This window comes from Butyricimonas sp. BSD2780061689_150309_C8, from assembly GCF_015560935.1.
Classification (GTDB): domain Bacteria; phylum Bacteroidota; class Bacteroidia; order Bacteroidales; family Marinifilaceae; genus Butyricimonas; species Butyricimonas paravirosa.
The window spans coordinates 104,358-121,817 of record NZ_JADMSV010000002.1 but is presented as its reverse complement, the minus strand read 5'-3'; the positions used below and the strand labels follow the sequence as shown (position 1 = coordinate 121,817).

At 41.4% G+C, this 17,460-nt stretch carries 20 protein-coding genes; 2 read left to right on the top strand and 18 right to left on the bottom strand.

Going from position 1 to position 17,460, the window contains the following annotated elements:
• Positions 1–118: 118 nt before the first annotated feature.
• The 6 genes from I2I33_RS03110 to I2I33_RS03090 all read right to left on the bottom strand — a co-directional run bounded on the left by I2I33_RS03110 (position 119) and on the right by I2I33_RS03090 (position 4,920).
• On the bottom strand, positions 119–394 hold the full coding sequence (locus tag I2I33_RS03110) for an NVEALA domain-containing protein (protein ID WP_118302689.1): 276 nt from the start codon (positions 392–394) through the stop codon (positions 119–121).
• Between the two features lie 352 nt (positions 395–746).
• A complete protein-coding gene (locus tag I2I33_RS03105; protein WP_162613718.1) occupies positions 747–1,871 on the bottom strand; it encodes a 6-bladed beta-propeller in 1,125 nt (374 codons plus the stop codon).
• A 64-nt stretch (positions 1,872–1,935) separates the two neighbouring features.
• Complete coding sequence (locus I2I33_RS03100) at positions 1,936–3,117, bottom strand: 6-bladed beta-propeller (protein WP_087420035.1); 1,182 nt, start codon at positions 3,115–3,117, stop codon at positions 1,936–1,938.
• 42 nt (positions 3,118–3,159) lie between these two features.
• Complete coding sequence (locus I2I33_RS03095; RefSeq protein WP_158571818.1) at positions 3,160–4,314, bottom strand: 6-bladed beta-propeller; 1,155 nt, start codon at positions 4,312–4,314, stop codon at positions 3,160–3,162.
• Between the two features lie 274 nt (positions 4,315–4,588).
• Positions 4,589–4,714, bottom strand: a complete 126-nt coding sequence (locus I2I33_RS20525; RefSeq protein ID WP_410491993.1) for a Fic family protein — start codon at positions 4,712–4,714, stop codon at positions 4,589–4,591.
• Positions 4,715–4,722: 8 nt separating this feature from the next.
• Entirely contained in the window at positions 4,723–4,920 is a 198-nt protein-coding gene (locus tag I2I33_RS03090) for a hypothetical protein (protein ID WP_087420037.1), read from the bottom strand.
• Between the two features lie 243 nt (positions 4,921–5,163).
• Between I2I33_RS03090 and I2I33_RS03085 the strand changes: the two genes are divergently transcribed.
• A complete protein-coding gene (locus I2I33_RS03085) occupies positions 5,164–6,453 on the top strand; it encodes an ATP-binding protein (protein ID WP_087420038.1) in 1,290 nt (429 codons plus the stop codon).
• 2 nt (positions 6,454–6,455) lie between these two features.
• Here I2I33_RS03085 and I2I33_RS03080 read toward each other — a convergent pair whose 3' ends face one another.
• The 8 genes from I2I33_RS03080 to I2I33_RS03045 form a co-directional block, all read right to left on the bottom strand.
• A complete protein-coding gene (locus tag I2I33_RS03080) occupies positions 6,456–7,460 on the bottom strand; it encodes a 6-bladed beta-propeller (RefSeq protein ID WP_229128172.1) in 1,005 nt (334 codons plus the stop codon).
• A 339-nt stretch (positions 7,461–7,799) separates the two neighbouring features.
• Complete coding sequence (locus I2I33_RS03075; RefSeq protein WP_162613719.1) at positions 7,800–7,964, bottom strand: hypothetical protein; 165 nt, start codon at positions 7,962–7,964, stop codon at positions 7,800–7,802.
• Between the two features lie 64 nt (positions 7,965–8,028).
• On the bottom strand, positions 8,029–8,664 hold the full coding sequence (locus I2I33_RS03070; protein WP_087420040.1) for a DUF6266 family protein: 636 nt from the start codon (positions 8,662–8,664) through the stop codon (positions 8,029–8,031).
• A 94-nt stretch (positions 8,665–8,758) separates the two neighbouring features.
• On the bottom strand, positions 8,759–9,334 hold the full coding sequence (locus I2I33_RS03065; protein WP_087420041.1) for an N-acetylmuramoyl-L-alanine amidase: 576 nt from the start codon (positions 9,332–9,334) through the stop codon (positions 8,759–8,761).
• A 41-nt stretch (positions 9,335–9,375) separates the two neighbouring features.
• A complete protein-coding gene (locus tag I2I33_RS03060; protein ID WP_087420042.1) occupies positions 9,376–9,747 on the bottom strand; it encodes a 3TM-type holin in 372 nt (123 codons plus the stop codon).
• Positions 9,744–10,049, bottom strand: a complete 306-nt coding sequence (locus tag I2I33_RS03055; RefSeq protein ID WP_087420043.1) for a helix-turn-helix domain-containing protein — start codon at positions 10,047–10,049, stop codon at positions 9,744–9,746. Before I2I33_RS03055 ends, I2I33_RS03060 begins: the two co-directional genes overlap by 4 nt.
• The gene (locus I2I33_RS03050) at positions 10,046–10,744 is read right to left on the bottom strand and encodes a hypothetical protein (RefSeq protein ID WP_087420044.1); all 699 of its coding nucleotides are present in this window, start codon (positions 10,742–10,744) and stop codon (positions 10,046–10,048) included. Before I2I33_RS03050 ends, I2I33_RS03055 begins: the two co-directional genes overlap by 4 nt.
• The gene (locus I2I33_RS03045) at positions 10,741–11,373 is read right to left on the bottom strand and encodes a DUF6266 family protein (RefSeq protein WP_087420045.1); all 633 of its coding nucleotides are present in this window, start codon (positions 11,371–11,373) and stop codon (positions 10,741–10,743) included. The genes I2I33_RS03050 and I2I33_RS03045 overlap by 4 nt, the downstream gene beginning before the upstream one ends.
• Before the next feature lie 52 nt (positions 11,374–11,425).
• Here I2I33_RS03045 and I2I33_RS03040 point away from each other — a divergent pair, with 52 nt between their 5' ends.
• Positions 11,426–11,617, top strand: a complete 192-nt coding sequence (locus I2I33_RS03040; RefSeq protein WP_087420046.1) for a hypothetical protein — start codon at positions 11,426–11,428, stop codon at positions 11,615–11,617.
• Positions 11,618–11,872: 255 nt separating this feature from the next.
• Here the strand turns inward: I2I33_RS03040 and I2I33_RS03035 are convergent, their stop codons facing one another.
• Genes I2I33_RS03035 through I2I33_RS03020 form a run of 4 tightly spaced genes read right to left on the bottom strand, consistent with a single transcriptional unit; the run spans position 11,873 to position 17,414 of the window.
• Positions 11,873–14,011: a hypothetical protein gene (locus I2I33_RS03035; RefSeq protein WP_087420047.1), complete on the bottom strand. Its 2,139-nt coding sequence runs from the start codon at positions 14,009–14,011 to the stop codon at positions 11,873–11,875.
• Between the two features lie 34 nt (positions 14,012–14,045).
• Positions 14,046–15,182: a 6-bladed beta-propeller gene (locus I2I33_RS03030; RefSeq protein ID WP_087420048.1), complete on the bottom strand. Its 1,137-nt coding sequence runs from the start codon at positions 15,180–15,182 to the stop codon at positions 14,046–14,048.
• A gap of 7 nt (positions 15,183–15,189) precedes the next feature.
• Complete coding sequence (locus tag I2I33_RS03025) at positions 15,190–16,383, bottom strand: 6-bladed beta-propeller (protein ID WP_087420049.1); 1,194 nt, start codon at positions 16,381–16,383, stop codon at positions 15,190–15,192.
• A complete protein-coding gene (locus I2I33_RS03020; RefSeq protein WP_087420050.1) occupies positions 16,380–17,414 on the bottom strand; it encodes a hypothetical protein in 1,035 nt (344 codons plus the stop codon). The genes I2I33_RS03025 and I2I33_RS03020 overlap by 4 nt, the downstream gene beginning before the upstream one ends.
• Positions 17,415–17,460 lie beyond the last annotated feature (46 nt).

The window sequence follows — 17,460 nt, the reverse complement described above, 5'->3', positions numbered from 1 at the left end:
CATAGGAAAATAATAATTAGTATTGGTATAATTTTCATTGGAAATATAGATTTTTAAAGGGAATAAGTCCACTTACTGAACTTATTCCTTTGTTAAATATTGATTGTTATTTTTTGACTTAATTACAACTAGTATTACGCAAAGAACAATCATAGTTTTCTCCACCACCGCATACGTTACTCATGTTATTGGCGGCACAACTTCCTGATGTCATTCTTGAACAACGACAGACAACGTGATCACCATCGGGCGCTTCTCCGCGAGCTAATGCCTCAATATTGTCAAAGTTAAATAGATGTTTAGAATGATTTTTTTCTACTTTGTAATTTAAGATAAGAGACATAAGAATCCCTGTTGCAAAAATTGCACTTATGCTTAAAATTTTTTTCTTCATATTTATTCTTTTTTGGAGTAATGATATTGTCTTTTTCAAGTATGTATCTTTTCAACTTGAGAGATGACATATGTCTCTAATTTTTTATGTAGTTCTTTTATTATTGAAGATATAATTCGTTTTAGTTTTCGAAATTTTCTATCTTCGTCTCACCTCCTTTCATTGTTTAGGAGAGGGCAGGCGATTGTCGGGATCATTTTGCGATGGACTTTCCCGGCATCGCCTTTACTCTCGGATTTATAAATTTGCTTATATCTTTTAGCTGTAAAAGCAATGCCTCAAATATATACTAAAAATTCTGGAAAAATCAAAGGAAATATGATAGAATTATGAGAATTTTCAATAGAGGGTTTTATTTGAAAAAATATTTTATAAGAATCGGATTTGAATAATCTGTTAAAGTGTAGATTATTTCTTTCTTTATTATTTCTATATTTTGAGTATTTTCCAAAGGTTCTAGTGGAACTAATGTTTCATCAGTTATACCTATAATTTTATTATTATCCATGTATAAAGGATAAAGTCCTATATCTTCTTTTGATTTTGAAAATACAACTTTTCTTTTTGTAGTCTTATCGTAAAGGATATTTAAAATTTTATTTTTCATAAATAAAGAACAAAATAAATATCGATCGTTTTGACTATTAAATCCGAGTGTGTATGGTATTTTTGAAGAATACATAACTTCTTTGTAAAATTTTATTTGTTCTTCTGGATTTGTTAAATCTGGAAATTTCATTTTTGATAAGTTGTATGTATATTTTCCGAAATCCCATTGATAAGCTGGTAAAAGTGTATCATTGGAGATTTTGTATATTTCATTAGAAAATGCTTGTGTAAAATAGATTGAATCTTTATAGACTTGTATCGGCTGCCTACATTCTCCATTTATAATTTTCTTTTGTTTCATGAATTGAGATACGAAAGTATCTTGTTGTCGAGAGAAAATTCTAAACGTGTAATCATTATATTTTGTTGGGTTTGTATATAGTAATATGGAGTCTTGATTTAAGATATGTAGATAATGATATGCCATAGGAGGGTGGGGTAAATAGATTGATGACTGGTATTGCCCTTGTAAACTATATGTTAAAATTTTTCCCATGGGGTCTAGGCATTCTAATGTATTTGCAAATCTGTTGATTACAATATCTTCAAGTAGATAAAATTCGTCAGGAGCTCTACCGATCGTATTTATTTTTGAAATAAATTTTCCATGACTGTCAAATATTAATACAGCTTTTTGTCGTCTATCAAGAATGTAAATAAATGATTGGTATTCAATAATTTTATCTATATTTTGTATTATGGATTTTTCATTTGTTTCCAATGGAATAATTTCCATTTTAGAAAATATATTATTGATAGATATAGATTTAGATGCATCTAAATCTATAGAAATAGTTGAATTCGAATTTTGTGAATTAGAACAGGATAGAAGTAATGTAATTGTTGATATAAATAATATAGTTTTCATGAATTTATTTTTAGTATTGAGCATTTTGAGATTGAGGATGATTTGAAATCATCCTCAACAAAATTTAATTTTCCCATGGACAATAATCGTCCTGATAACCACTCCATTTACAATGAGGAAGTAGATTTGAGTAAACAATCTCATAACATTTTAGTTTGTATAATCCAAGAATTGGGTTATCGTCTATTTTTATGGACTGTAAATTGCGAGGTATTTCTTCAAGGGAAAGTATGGATTCTGCTTGACAAAAGCAGATATATGTATTTTCATCTATATAGACAAAATCATTGTTTATTAGTGGAAATTGATGAGAATGGATAATACTTCCAACGTGAGCTACTTCCTGTTTCGCGTGTTTGAAATAAATGTATGGAAAGATGCCTTTCACGAAAGTGAAAAAGAGAAAATTGTCGCATATAAATAGATTATTTATTCTTCCGATGGGCTGTTGAAGAGGATCAGCATATCGCGTTATATAGTTTGTACGTTCTTCATCTGAATAATTTTTAAAAGCGGGTGGGTACATGTAACTTTTTCCAAAATTGATGTTACAGACTTTTTCTAATTTCCCATGGCATTTGTAGATCGAGTAGTCATACGGGAAAAAGCAATACACGGAATTCCGGTATTTGGCAAATGTCATCTGTTTATATGCAACTCCTAACTGTTTTTGGGAGAAATCTCCGAATTTGTCTAAATACTCTCCTGTAAATCTGTTGTATATATAGAAATTTTTTAATTCTGTAGAACAGTAATTTGTAAAAATGAATAAACTGTCATTACTAAATGTAATTGATGTTCCATGTGTAGCGATAGGAAAATCGAAATTGAACTCGAAATTTGAATTGTAAACGGATATTTTCTGTTGATCGGATACTAGAATGTAAATGATGCTATCCGTGATGAAAAAGTCATCTAGTGAAAGATATTCCCCACGGCCTCTACCGTGTTTATCTAATTTATTTTTATATTTTCCATCTGAATCGAAGGCAAAAATGATTTCTTGCTTTTTATCCAGTATATATATGGTGCTGTCATGAATCTGAACTTTATTCGTGCTTGCAAGCAATGAATGTTTTGATGTTTCCAGTGGAATATAAGTTACAGACGAGAAAAGAGAATCGGCCGGTATGCCTTGAAAGTCTCCTTCTATAGTTACATTAAGTGTGGGATATTCTTGTATATTCTTTGTATTTTTGCATTGATAGAAAATAAGAATACAGATGATAAAGTAAAAGACTTTCATGTCGTTGAAATTAAAAATGTTGATAATAGAACCATGAACTTATTATGGGTATCTTGTGAATAGTTTGACTTTTACTAATATGGGATTTGAATTTTCATCTAATTGTGACAAATTATGCGCTTGGCAGAAAGCATTTTTAAATTTGTCGGGAATAAAGGCGGGGTCGATCAGATAATAGAAATAATCGTTTTGATACCCGGAGGGAAAAATTGCATCGCGGGTTGAAATAGAGAAGTGGGGAATCCCGAGGAAATTCCGATAGTGATTTATGATTGTTGTCGCATGACATTGATAAAGCGAATGTAGATAATTGTCTTGATATTGAAAGCCGAACATGATTTCTTTGTTCGTGAGGAATACCGGGGTAATACGGGCCACGTAATCATGATTTTTTATAGTTTCGATGAAATCGGTAACATCATTGTATGAGTCTTTTAGCATTTTTTGTGGCATTTGATGTTTTCCACACTCAAATCGATAACAGGGAATGAGTTCTTTTTCCGTTAATTGATAGATAGTATCATTTAGGGAATAGGTAAAAAATAAATTTTTTGAATCCCTGGGTATGAAGTTATTGTTGTCTTTAAAATGCCTCCAGTTTAATTCATTGTCCGAAATCTCGATAAATTCATGTATGATTTTTCTCTCTTGTTTAGAAAAGTAATTTAAACGGCAGTGGGAGCTAGGAGATTTTGATGAGCCGATATATATGGCCCATAAATCATTGGATATTTTTGTGAATGCGAGACCGAATAGTCCTGTATTTATTTCATCTACAAACTCTCCTTTGGGGGAATATTCTATGATTTTGAAACTGTTATTGTCAAGTATGTAATAATGATTGTCTTCATCTATGTAGAAATCATCTAGTACAAGATATTCCCCGGGACCTCTTCCTTGATGGGCTATTTTGAATAAAAACTTTCCATTTTGATTAAATGTATATATGCTATTGTCAGAGGAAAAGGAATACAATGTGTCTGTTATTATCACTCTATCTACCCATGCTAATAAAGATTGATCTGTTGTTTCAAGTGGAATTACCTGCATGGATGCCGTGTCGAATAATTGTTCCCAGTCCACAGATTGGCTAGATGTCGGGTCTATGGGAATTGTGATGAGATTATCTTGTCCTTTGTTTGATGAACATGCAACAATACAAAAGAACGTGATTATAATGAAGACGACTTTTTTCATAAGTGATAAATTCATATAAAATTAATATAGTTTTATCCAATGTTTCACGTATTCAAGAGTAAAAATAACATGTAGTTACAATACAGGTGTCTCACGCTTTTCCTCAAGTGGATAATGCCTCAAATATATACTAAAAATTCTGGAAAAATCAAAGGAAATATGATAAAATTATGAGAATTTTATCGTAATTCAATTATAGAGGTTTCTTTGTAAATGGGGTGTGCATTTTATTCGTATTCTGTGAAAACATAGCATATACGCATTACGCTCGTTCCTATCTAATGGATTTATATTTTTGAAAACGGCTCGTTGGTTTATCTGGTATAGTCATTTGTAGCCGATTACCTAATAATGGGTTTATATATCGTTTTTTGAAATTACTACGATGTTGGAAACCAATATATTCTGCTATTTCTGTTGCTGATGAGACTTAGAATTCAGCCCCATTCTCTCTTCAATGGATTTATTTTTCGACTTAGTCATTGACTTAGTTACTTTTTGATTTTTGACTAAGTCAGATTCATCGGTTGCCGAAACGTTCATGCGGAAAGCGGTGATTGTGTTGACATCAAAAATTGCCGGAGTGTTGCCGTTTTCTTTGAGCATCTTTTGTACGCGGGTTACACCTCGGTTATGGTTCTACCGACATCGTGGGCAAAGGAAGGATGTTTCCGTCGGAACGAATTCCAGCTATCTTTAGTGTTGCTACCTCAAAAACACGAAGTGAAACGCCTCAAAAACACGAAGTGAAACGCCTCAAAAAACGGAAGTAAAATACCTCAAAAACACGAAATGGTTTTGTTAGTATAGAAAAATGAGCTACTTTTGCTTAAAATAAAATCCTGTCTTATGGAATATTTGAAACGAATTGCTGACGATCTGTTGAAACTACGCCTTGAAGCTTTTGGAGCGGTTCAGATAAAAGGTCCCAAGTGGTGTGGTAAAACAACCACGGCGGAGATGCAGGCCAAAAGTGTGATAAAAATGCAGGATCCGGATACGCGAGAGGGGTATCTGGCGGCTGCACGTACCAAGCCTTCTCTTTTACTTAAAGGAGAAACACCTAGATTGATTGATGAGTGGCAGGTTGCACCCGTTTTATGGGATGCTGTTCGCCATGCTGTGGATGAAAGACGATTGAGGGGGCAGTTTATATTGACGGGTTCAACAGTGATTGATGATGATGAAATTATGCATACGGGTACAGGGCGTATATCTAAAATGTCAATGTATCCTATGAGCCTTTATGAATCAAAAGAATCTAATGGGAAAATTTCATTAAGGGAACTCTTTGACAATAAGGAGTTGGATATTGATGGAATAGTGTCGAACTTGTCTATAGAGGAGCTTATTTTTGCAGCTTGTCGAGGAGGATGGCCGGCTTCTTTGGATGATATGAGTATGGCCGCTAAATTGTTGATAGCTAGAGATTATATAGATGTTATTTGTAGCGAAGATATTTCCAAAGTAGATAAAGTTCAACGTAATCCTGCTCTGGCGAAACTAATCCTGCGTTCTTATTCAAGGAATTTGTGTACATTAGCCAAAAAGACGAGTATGTTAGCAGATGTTTCTGTTGAAATGGGAGGAACTTCCATCAAAACATTTGATGATTACGTGGAGGCATTGGAGAAATTGTTTGTCATTGAAGATATTGAGGCTTGGTGTCCGGCTATTCGTTCTGCAACAGTTATTAGAACAGGAAAAAAACGTTGCTTTGTAGACCCTTCTATTGCAGTTGCGGCGATGGGGGCATCTCCGCAAAGTCTCGAACTGGACTTGAAGACATTCGGGTTCATTTATGAATGTATGTGTGTGCGTGATTTAAGAATCTATTCACAAGCAATGGGGGGCACTCTCTCGTATTATCATGATCGATATGGTTTAGAAGCTGATGCCGTTCTTCATTTGGATGATGGGCGATATGCTTTAATTGAATGTAAACTTGGTAGCCGTGAAATTGAGGATGGTGCCAAGCATTTACTTGAATTAAAAAATCTCATCATAGAAAGAAACAAGAAAGAAACGCAAATGCCGTTGAGGCTTCCTGATCTTTTAATTATTTTGACGGGTGGTGAACTGGCATATACAAGGGAAGATGGAGTAAAAATTATTCCATTGGGATGTTTGAAGGATTAATGTTATTTGAGAATGTATTTGATCAGGACATAATGGTCCTTTTCCAGTTTTTCTTCTATTTCTTTTGGGGCTCTTTTCATACCGTCTTTTATCATGGCTTGGTATGTGTCGTTTAAGAGGTAGGAGAAAACTTTGTTTCCTGCCACGAAGTCCGGATCTAATAGGAAATAATCATCTTTGTCTCTACTGTTCAAAATGACTTTTTTATTTTTCCGATCAATAAGATATGGCTCGGAATCGTTAGTTCCGAGAATGTATTTTGGAGTAACAAAAGGTGTTGTGTATAGGTATTGATAGTTTTCAGTGACTTTAGAATAGTCTTGTCTCCATTTCATGGGAATGGAATGATTGGTAAAATCTATCGTCAAGGTAGAGAATGTGGAAGCATCGTGACGGTCAAGTAGGTAGATCGTGTCGGATAAGAGTGTATGGTATATGATGTTTTCAGTATTTTGTGTGAAAAAAGATAACTTGGTAGAATTACAGCAATCGGATTCATTTGCGGGTAATAATTCCTTTTTCACGTTCATGTTTTTATCTGTAATGGTGATTTTATTCTCTTTTTTTACTGGCAGGTCTTTTAGGGGTTGCCAGCTAAACATGTAGTCGCCGTTTCCCAGAATGGCGATGTCGTAGGAGACTCCCGGTAATTGTTTGGTTTCAATGTAAGTTCCGTTTAAGTCATATAGTAATAGACGTGCCTGAAAGTTATCAATGACATAAATGTAGTTTGAATCTACCGTGAAATTGCGGGTTTCAAGAAATTCTCCGGGGGCTCGTCCCAAGGCTCCTACCGGGAATAGGAATTTTCCGGTGGTATCGAATACAAATACTTGCTTGCAGTTTCGGAAATCGAGAATAAATATTTTATCATCCTGCACGACGAGTTTTTCGACCATGTTAAACAGGCCGTCCGGATGTGTTTCCAACGCGATATATTCTACTGAATCAATGTAGGAGGATAGTTTGGTGTGTGGGTCAACTTTCCAGATGATAGAATTCTCCATCTCTCTTGAAGGGTTTGATTTACAAGAGATAATAACGGATAATAACAGGAGTATAGTGCAATATTTATGGAATAACATCTTCTTCTTTTTTTAGTTACGACCATTTCTCACGTGGCATGAAAAATAATCAAAATATGGGTACAATATTCAAATATTTTATATTTTTTGATATAAAAGTGGGAGGATAGAGTTTACATTTGATTCGAACCTCAAAAACAGGAAGTGAAATACCTCAAAAACACGAAACGCTTTTGTTGATTCGGAAAAATAAACCCCGAAAAGTCACTTAAAAACTTTTCGGGGTCCTTCTTCTAGAGGGTAGCCGCTAGGGTACGGGTGTTAACGATTCACGTGCCATCGATTCTTCAACCAGGCGACGATGATGGAACTTAACACCCCGCCCAGCAGGCTCACAGTTCCGGCCAACAGGCTGTCGGATACTTGCGTGAGGAACGTGTTCAGGCTTAAGGTGGAAAACATACCAATTAAAAAGTAAATGTTCATGGTAATAGTTTAAAGTTTAAAATTTAGAGTTTAGAGTGGAAATCATCTAATCTGAAATCATAAATCAAGAAATTGCCAAGTGTCGGCTGTCGGAAGCCATGCGGCCGTTTTTCGACGTGGCGAAACAATAGGCGTGAACTTTGGCCGGGTCCCAGTCTTCCGGGAGGCTAACGCTCGTGTTACCGTTTTCTCCTCTTTCCCGGAGAGTCACGAGTTTTGTCCGGCTGAGGGCGGTCTCGTACAGGGCAGCGTACACCTTGTCGCTGGCGCAGGAGAAACCGTCACCTTCGTCGTCCTGCATCTCTTGGGTGAAGGAATACATTTTGGTCGACTCGTCGTAACTGACGCTGACTTTCGGCGTGTAGAGGGGGCCGGAAGCGCAGAGCAGACGTTCAAAATCTACCGTGGCGGTGTATTTCTCGTCGACTTCAATCCTACTCATGTTGAGTGAGGTAAAAGCGTTCGAGGTCGTGCCTCGTCCCACGCCGACAAAGCCTTTCCGGATGACGGGGAGTAACTTGCGGGCAATGCTGACGATGGCTTTCATTTTAGCCCTTTGCGCCAGTATTTCCGGGGTCTTCACGTCCTTCCGGGAGAAAATTTTGGCTTTAGCGATGTTCTCCTTGTTGAAAATGCAGGTGGTGATATTACCCACTGATTTTCTGACTTTACCTAAAAGGTAAGAATTGAATTTTGCCATAATGTTAAGATTTAAAAGTGAATAAATTAGGAAATAGACCGTGCATCCCGCCCGTGGGCCCCGCGTTTGAGATGCAGGTTTGTCGTTATTGAATTTATCGGTTCAGTTCCAGAATCTCTTGTGGGAATGCCGGACCCGGATCGATTTTTCGGGGAGTGATGTCCGAGTGACGCAGAAGGTAGCGGATCGGGTAACGGTCCATTAGCAAGAGGCACACGAGAACGACCGTTTTAAGCTGTTCGTCCGTGTAGCGGTGCCAATAGGAGGGTTGCCCGTTCTCCTCGTCGACGAACACGTCCGACGGTTGTACTTCCTTGCCACATTCGGCGATGAAGGTATTGCCCTCCTTACGAAGTTTACCGAGATTGTCGAGTTCAATACCGATGGAGTAGTGGTTCAGGTTAATCCTCCCGAGGTGAAAACTTTTCCCGGCGTGCCACGACTCCACGTTGAAAGGTACGAGCTGGATAATGTCCCCGTTCCGGTCGATCACGAGATGGGCGGATGCCGCCACGTCCGGCCGGGTTAGGTAGTAAGCGGATGCCAGACCGTTCGAACCGGCCGTGTAATGTAGGACGATGGTGTCCGGGGCCGCAAGCGGCCGGGTGTTTTTAGAGCATGTCAGGTGAACTGCCTCGCAGTCTACCAGACGGTGGTTTAGGATGTCCACGGGGTGAATTTGGAATTTAAAATTTAGAATGAATACGAGGGTTATTGCCGGGGGCGTTTGAGGAGGGAACTGACGAGTTGTTCGCTGCCTCGGCCGATGATGTACCCGCCTAGCCCGATTTCCAGCAGGTCCCAGAAACGGGACGTGTCGGCGAGAATCGGCAGGTTCAGGAACGTCCCGGCGAGAATGATCAGGGTGAAGACCAGCATCACGATCGGTCGCCACGAGCGTTGCAGCCAGTTGCCTCGTGCTTCCTCCCGGATGGCGGCGGCCTGTTCCGTGATGGTCTTTTCCTCGACGGCAATCAGCAGTTGCAGGATGTCCGTCTCCAGTTGTTTCTTCTCCCTTCCGGGGAGGGTCAGGCGTTCGACGATTTCGCCTACCGCGCTGACCAGGTTCGTTACCGTTTTCATACTTTTTCGTGGCTTAAAGATTCTTCCACTTCTTCCCAGTAAAAATAGAGACGGCTGCCGAGCTTGTGGACGGGAATGTTGTAGTCTTTGATGTCCCGGTACAAGGTGCGTTCGGCGATGTTCAGCTTTCGGCACAGCGTTTCCTTGTCAAGTAATAGCGGGGGAATATTCCCGGCGGCTTTTCTCACGAATTCCCGGATTTCCGCGAACTCTCGCGTGAAACCCTGAAGATGTTCCGATACTTGATATAGAATGGCGACAATTTTTTCTATGGAGTCCGTGTTGTTTTCTGTTTGTATCATTTCCTTTTTCGGTCTAGTCGTTCAACGTGTTCCTGTAATTCTTTCAATAGTTTTTCAATGTAAGCCGTCGGGTGGGGACGTGCCAGCGTGTGACTGATCAGCGTGTAGTAGTCCTTCTCCGCGGGCAAGTTCCATACTTGACAGAAGTACAGGATGAATTCCTTGATGCGGTACTTGTTGTCGGGCGTGATGGCTAGTGACGTGTGGAGGTGCAGGGCCATGATCTCGGCGATGTCCGTGTCGTTCCCGGGTAACGTGCCGGGAAACGGCAGGGGTATTTTCCGGGATTCAAACCATTTCTTTTGCCGGAGAAAGGAGGCTTGTTGCAGGCGGAGATACTCTTCGAGCAGGTCCCGTTCCGTGCAATCCAAGTAGCCCCGTTCGACGGGCATCCCCTCGTGCGTGATCGTCAGGTAACGGTGGGTGGCGTGTCCGTCCTCTTCCCCGAAGATGGTTTGCAGTTCCAAAAGGGCTTCCCGCACGGAGACGGCTAGCACGTCGTCCTCTTCTTCTTTCCGGCGGATCTCCCTCAGGCAGGCGATGGCGGGCAATTCCACGTCGAGCAGGTGGATGCGGTAATCGGTCAGGGAGCCGACCCCGTTAAAACAGAGGGGTTCCAGCTGGTTGTCGGTGACCACGACTTCGGCCCGGTAGAGGGCGGTGAGGTACTCTTTTAAGATTTCGTGTTGATTCATAATTTAAAGTATTTATCATTTGAAAAATGTTTATAGTCTTGCGAGGCGAAAAAGCAGTAGATATGTGCTTTGATCCCTTTTTTGCGTTGCAGGGAGAACGTGGCGATCTCGTCCTCCCGCAGGAACGGGAGCTTGTCGAGAACGACCGGGGTAAACGAGCGGTTCCCGTACAACACGACCACGATCAGGCGGTCGGTAGCCTTGGCGGACGGGGAACCCGAGTTGTCGTCCCATTGGAGGGTAACTTTGTCGTCCGGGTCAATGGAGTGCGTCATGTTATTGACATCTTGCCGTCTGCCGATCCCGATTTGCAAGCGGGAGAAGTCGGCAATTTTCCCTTCGGGGGTGAACACGTGGAAATTCTTTTTCATAAAGAGGGCGTAGCCGTTTGTTTTCAGGCGATGTCCCTCGCTTTTCCACACCTCTTTGAGCAAGGTTTCTTTAAGCTGTTGGTAGAAACGCAGGGCCACGGTCAGGTGGGCCCGGTTCTTTTGTTGTTCGGGCGTGTTCGCGTCGTGATATTCCAGCGGGTAGGAGCGGATGCAATCCTGATCGCCATTCCGGTAAAAAATAGTGTTACCGATTCGGCCTCGCAGGCCTCTTAATAATGAGTTGCAATGTTTTGCCATGGTATTAAAATTTTAAAGTTCATCATTCGTTTATCCGAAAATCCGCGGGATCATGGGGACAATCCGGCAGGAAAAAGGCCTCCCCGGGTTTCATGCTGACGTGTTGCCGGGGGATCATAGTCAGTTGCCAAACGGCTATGAAACGTGGGCGATGCGTCCGTCACTCCCTTGTCGTGCCTTATCTCTCCTTGAACACCCCCGTAACTCTTTTCGAGTTGCCGGGTATCTCGTGATTTTCTGTTGACAAAGGTAGGGCATACCGTGGCGGGGAGCGTGACGGTCGAGGTGTGTCAATCCGTGCCAAAGCGTGCCAATAGGGTTGATGGTATGGAAAAATTGAGGTAATGTCTGGAAATTTGATGAAAATGGGTGAAAATCGGTGACGGGAAGATGGAGTGGGAGGTGTTCCGGTAGTGCATGTAGTGATCCGGTGTTTTGGGGCTGAAAGAGGGTAGGCCTACCGGATCACTAGATGCAAAAAGGGATTCGTGTCGGGTGGTTAGAAATGATTCTCGATGTGATAGAATTCAGTCGCCCGGGGAACGATGGTATCATGGTAGATGAATAGCTGTTTTCCGTCCTTGTAGAAAAAAGGATGTTCCTCTTTTCCGGCGGTCAGGTCTCGCAACCAGTAGATACGGTCGAGCGGCACGTTGTCAAATTGCAGGAAGTTGTAGCGCGCCAGTCGGGTTCCGGCGTTTTTCCAGCCGTTGTCCCAGTACATGAGCTGGTAAGCATGTCCTACGACGATATGATTTTCCGCGTTTGCCGGGGCATAGCGTATTTTTTTCACTTTCATGGGCCGTTTCAGCGGCATCAGGTCTATTTTCCTGTAAGAGGAGTATTGCATGTTGGGATTGTAGGCGGAATAGTATCGCAGGTAACGGTAGTTGTTGGTGTCAACCTGCAACGTACAATAACGTTTTCCCGTCCGGTTAGGATTTATTTCCTCCGGTGAACACACGGGGAGAGCCGTGGCCGGGGGGAGGGAATCTTCGGGGGTGTACTCGTCGGTGAGATATTCCAGAAGTCCCATGTTGCTGGTCGGGAAGGAGTCCGGGGCAACATAGCGGTAGTAGCGGAACGGGCGGCATATTTCGGGTGTCAGTTCTTGCAAGTTGAGGATGGGAGTGGTTTCGATGGTGCCGAGTAGAACGGCATCCTTGAAATCTTCCCGGTTGGCGGCCTCGAAACGTCCCCCGATCATGAGGCTTGCCCGGTATTGGAGGCTTGTTTTTTCCGGGTACTTACGTTTTAAAAGGAGTTTTCCCTTTTTTCCCGGTTCTTCCGGGTAAAGGGGTACGAACGTGGCGGAAGTGTAGAGCGTGTCGGGCGAGGTGATGTAAAAAGGCGAGGCAAACGGGATGATGCTGTCGCCTTTCAGGTACACGGGAAAGTAGAGAACGTTATAGACCACGTTTTTAAACCGTGCCTTTTTTTGTTGATGGTCCACCGTTCCCCACGTGGCGGGAGCAAGGCCTTCCGAGGCATTGAACGTGTACAGGTAAACTAGGTTATTGGATAGCTCTTTGTCTATCGGGAGTTGCACCGGGGCTACCCGGTAGTTCTCGTCGGTCACTTCCCGGATGCAGGGGGTGTCGAAGTAATCCGGTAGGGTTTCCCCTTCCGCTTTCAGCATGAACGGGCTGTCGGCTTGCGCGCCGAATGTGTTTCTGAAAAAGCTGGGAGAGGCTGCGGTTGAAATATTGCTGGTAGAATAATTTCTAGTTTGGTTGTATTTGGAATATTTTCCCGTGCTGTCCAGCAGGGTACAGTGAAAATGTCTTCCCGTTCTTTCCCGGAAAGAGATGTTACAATCGACGACGGTCGGGATCCCGTAGGCCCTGAACACGTGACAAAAATTGTCGGCCAAGGATATGCAATCATATTTTTGACCAACAAACATATCATAGGTCCCCACGTGTTGGAGCTGTTGGTAGTAGGGGTACATTTGGTGGATGTAGTCTTTGTAGTGGTCGTAGCGTGAGATGAAACGGGTGTAAGTTTTTTCGTCACTTTTATTCAGGTGTTTGCTGAACATATCGTTCAGCTTTTGCCCGTTTTCGTAAAAGGAATAGCCGGTTACGGCCCGGTAGGGGAGAATCATCTCTTTGAATTGCTCGAAGGTGAGATAGGAGGCGTAAGGGGAGGCGTGCCACACGTGGAAGGCATTTTCTATGTGAGAGATTAAAAACGTGGAAGGTATATATTGTGGGTCAGGGAATGTTCCTTTAACGATCGTGGGCGTGTCGGGAGGAAACACGCTTACTAGTTGCCGGGCGGCATAGGAGAAGTGCCAGAATTTTTCCCGGTGGCGGTCGGAATACAGGGCGGTATCGGGAATTATGGCCATCATGTTCGTGTACAAGCTGTCAAAACGGGTATGCCATTCGAACAGGGAAGAATCGGGGAAAACGGCCCGTTCGGTTGACAGGTGCCATTTCATGTTATCGATCAGGAAACAGGCGGCTTGGTATTTCAAGGAATCCTCCGGGTGTTCACGGTAGTGGCGCAGCACTTTTTCCAGCTCGTCCCGGTTTCTCCCGGCTTGTGACAGGGTTTCTTCCACTCCCGCCGGGTAACGGGTGCAGGCGAGTACTAAGGTACAAATTAAGATGGTGTATAAGATGGGTTTCATGGTAGGGTGTTTTATATGAAATAGAAAATGGGTTTTAATAATATTCCAGAATTACCGGGTTATCATGTTCGTTAATCTTGGAGATGATTCTTTCGGAATCACTTCCTCTTTTTATTTGTCGAATATCTTGGGCGGAGGGTTCCAGAATAAGAAGTATGCTGTCATCACTTTCTCCCATGTTTAATGACGAGATGAAGTTCAGGTTATTGTCGGATGAGAAAATATCGTTTATAATTCTGGTGTTAGGGGCGAATTGTATGGTTTGCTGTTTTGAACCAGACAGGATATGTAAATAACGTTTTTTGTCCTTGTGTGACACGATATATAGTTTCTTGTTCATGTACCGGAGGGTTTTAATGAAAGTATAGTTTTTCAGGTATTTGAAGAAACCATATTCGTGTTCTTGGAAGAGTGCATCATATTGTAGTTCGCTCAACCAGTTATTCTCCGTGCTGACGATGAATTTTTCCTGAAATTGTTTTTGTCCCGGATCGTAGGTGACACAACTATTCGTGAGGTCAATCTGGTACACGAATTTATCCTTGTAAGGGATGAATTGCACGGGTTTGAGCATCGTGTTGGTTACTTTCGCGTTTATGCATGAATCGATGATATTTCCAGACGGGTCGGATAGGGAGATGAGACTTTTGTTCTGTCCCGTCATAAGTAGTATGTAATCATCCGGTGTTTTCTTGAACTTGTTGATAACAAACGGGTAATAGATGCTTTTTACGTGTTGCATGGTCGCGGCGTTGTATATTTTGATGCAATTCATGTCACATAGCCATATCTCTTTCTGTCCGTTTTTCGAGTAGACATCAAAATCCCCGATGTATGTGTATTCGTCCGGCCCCCTTCCTATTTTTTCCAACGTGGACAGGTGTTTGCCTTCATGGTTGAATGTTTCTATTTTTCTCTCGTTTGATAATATATAGAACACGCTGTCTCGTTTTACGATCTTGTTGATACTTCCCACCAAGCATTTTGCTTTTGTTTCGAGAGGGATGATGCGGTAGTGGCGGGTAATTATTTCCGATAGCTTTATTTTAGAGTTTATCCCGTCATCGGTCAATATGTACGGGGCAATCGTGTCGTCTTGATTTTTTGGCAAGACGTTACAGGCTGATAGGATGCAACCTAGTAGAATGATAATGTGTATTTTGTTGATCATGGGGTGTTTATTTTATTTCTTGTTTTAGGAATACTTTTACAAGGATTGGGTTATCCATTTCGGTTAACCCTTGGCTGATCTTGGTTACACGCGGGGTACTTTTTTTCGTATTTTTGACCAGATCAATGAACGTGTGAGCTTCTATAAATCCGATGAATGCGTTATCCGGCGATGAATTGCAGATCGTGGGCATTCCAATTCCATCTATATCATTTACCCAAATCGGGCCTATTGTTCGGGTTTGTTTTTGAGGTTTCAAATAGATGGCATGTTGAATTAAATTTTCAAAGCTATAATGAATCAATATGATGTTTTTGTTCTCGATGACTTGTCGCACGTCGCACCATTGGGAAGGAGATGCTTGGAAAGTGGTAATGATTTCCTTGGCTTGCTCAATGGGAGTATGAAATGTCATGGGGAGGGTATATTTCCCGAAAGTAACAGCGTAACGGGGTTTTACTCCGGAGGGGGTGATCCTGTATATCGTGTTGCTGAAATCCTCGATCAAGGATAATGTGTCGGAAAAGTTAAAGAAGTAATTGGTTTTACCGGTGTAATTCAGGTACACGGCATCAAATCTGTTTTTCAGAAAATTGTGGGTGACTTTACCATCATGCATGGTTACGAGCAAATACCCCTCGGGGAACGTGGAGGAGAAGATCGTTTCATTGGGGAGCCGTCCACCGTAAGCGATGATCGTGTCGGAATTTATTGTTGCGAATGCCGAGGTGATGAATTTATGTTCGGTTCTGCCGATGAATTTTCCATCACGATCATATCGTATCAATGACTGGCTACGGTCGCACAGGATGATTATATCACTGTTCTCCGGATCTACGTGCATTGCAGCGATCTTGATATATTCGTTGTTTCCCCTACCTTTCCGGTCTATTTTAGAAATGAAGTGACCGTTTTTGTCATAAATGAAAACAATGTCTGAGGCTGAATCATGAATATAAAAACGGTCTTTATCTTCAAAGATTTGCTGAATGTAACCTATCATGATGCTATCAGCACTTTCGAGAGGGATATATTGGCATGAATCAATGTATTTTGAGGCCAATGCGTCCTCCATTTTTGCTTTGTCGGGATGGATGTCAATACTTTCCATCCCCGGCAGCAAAGTAACATGGTTATTACTTTGGCAACAAGCGAACACTTGTAACAGGACGGTCATTGAAAGTAGGGAAATTGTTTTCATTGATTACAATAATTTTGAATGTCGTATTTATAGATTTCATCATTTATCGTGTTCCCGTATATACATTTATGATTCATGTCGAGAGCGAAGGAAATAAGGCTGTTGGAAATGGTAAATTTACGAACAGGCGTTCCTTCCCAGTCGAATTGCTGTATTTCAACTCTTTTGTCGAATTTGTGCAAATAAGGACTTGGATTATTGATATATAGGGCGTAAATGTGTGAATTGGTAACCCTTAGGTCTGAAAAATACCAGATTCTTTCTCTTTCCGGGGTAAAGCTAATTTCCTTTATAGGAACTGTCGGTTCATAGATGGAGAGCGTCGTGACATCGGTAAATTTGGGGGAAAAGATATTAATTTGGTTGAAATATATCATGATCGATGCAAATTTTTCATGGTCAGGACGTAAGCGGTTGCCCATGTTTAAAGCGTACGTGCAGTTATTAAATGGAAAGCTGAACATGACAATCGGCTGTTGTAATGGAATATCCTTTTTCAGATCGTATGTGCTTAACGTGTGACCGACGGGAGAATTTACAATACTTATTAACGTGTCTCCAAGAATGAAATGGTTTCCGATACAATCTTTCGGGAGATCAATACAACTGTCAAGAATTGTTTCCTGTTGACGTATTGATTCCGTTAAATTGAACAAGACTAATTTCATCAGCGAGCCATCACAGATCCACATGTACGTGTTCAGGGAATCTTTAAAATATTGTTCTTCATATATAGCGTTTAAGAATTCATTCGGTCCTCTGCCAACATGGAGAAATTTTCCTAATGGGCGTAATGTTTGGGTATCATATACATCGAAAAAATTATCGACTCCGTTTGCTTTATGACATATTAAGAACGTGTCGATAACATGTAAACCGATAATCCCGATACTTGCAATGTCGATTTTTTCGCCTGTAAACCTGGTTTCTTGTGGAAATTCTTTAATAAGAATATTCTTACCGTGCATGATGTCATGTTGGGTACAAGATTGTGCGGTTAGGATTGTTATGATATAAATTAGGGCTTTCATATGGTTTGATTCTAGAGAGTCTGTTAGGGTTCGGTTCTTGCTATAA

Coding starts and splice junctions, on each gene's coding strand:
- I2I33_RS03070 (WP_087420040.1), bottom strand. CDS start 8,664: ATGGCAAAATTCAATTCTTACCTTTTAGGTAAAGTCAGAAAATCAGTG.
- I2I33_RS03050 (WP_087420044.1), bottom strand. CDS start 10,744: ATGAATCAACACGAAATCTTAAAAGAGTACCTCACCGCCCTCTACCGG.
- I2I33_RS03020 (WP_087420050.1), bottom strand. CDS start 17,414: ATGAAAGCCCTAATTTATATCATAACAATCCTAACCGCACAATCTTGT.
- I2I33_RS03095 (WP_158571818.1), bottom strand. CDS start 4,314: ATGAAAAAAGTCGTCTTCATTATAATCACGTTCTTTTGTATTGTTGCA.
- I2I33_RS03090 (WP_087420037.1), bottom strand. CDS start 4,920: ATGCTCAAAGAAAACGGCAACACTCCGGCAATTTTTGATGTCAACACA.
- I2I33_RS03075 (WP_162613719.1), bottom strand. CDS start 7,964: ATGAACATTTACTTTTTAATTGGTATGTTTTCCACCTTAAGCCTGAAC.
- I2I33_RS03030 (WP_087420048.1), bottom strand. CDS start 15,182: ATGATCAACAAAATACACATTATCATTCTACTAGGTTGCATCCTATCA.
- I2I33_RS03035 (WP_087420047.1), bottom strand. CDS start 14,011: ATGAAACCCATCTTATACACCATCTTAATTTGTACCTTAGTACTCGCC.
- I2I33_RS03045 (WP_087420045.1), bottom strand. CDS start 11,373: ATGGCAAAACATTGCAACTCATTATTAAGAGGCCTGCGAGGCCGAATC.
- I2I33_RS03055 (WP_087420043.1), bottom strand. CDS start 10,049: ATGATACAAACAGAAAACAACACGGACTCCATAGAAAAAATTGTCGCC.
- I2I33_RS03040 (WP_087420046.1), top strand. CDS start 11,426: ATGGGGACAATCCGGCAGGAAAAAGGCCTCCCCGGGTTTCATGCTGAC.
- I2I33_RS03085 (WP_087420038.1), top strand. CDS start 5,164: ATGGAATATTTGAAACGAATTGCTGACGATCTGTTGAAACTACGCCTT.
- I2I33_RS03100 (WP_087420035.1), bottom strand. CDS start 3,117: ATGAAAGTCTTTTACTTTATCATCTGTATTCTTATTTTCTATCAATGC.
- I2I33_RS03105 (WP_162613718.1), bottom strand. CDS start 1,871: ATGAAAACTATATTATTTATATCAACAATTACATTACTTCTATCCTGT.
- I2I33_RS03060 (WP_087420042.1), bottom strand. CDS start 9,747: ATGAAAACGGTAACGAACCTGGTCAGCGCGGTAGGCGAAATCGTCGAA.
- I2I33_RS03110 (WP_118302689.1), bottom strand. CDS start 394: ATGAAGAAAAAAATTTTAAGCATAAGTGCAATTTTTGCAACAGGGATT.
- I2I33_RS03080 (WP_229128172.1), bottom strand. CDS start 7,460: ATGGAGAATTCTATCATCTGGAAAGTTGACCCACACACCAAACTATCC.
- I2I33_RS03025 (WP_087420049.1), bottom strand. CDS start 16,383: ATGAAAACAATTTCCCTACTTTCAATGACCGTCCTGTTACAAGTGTTC.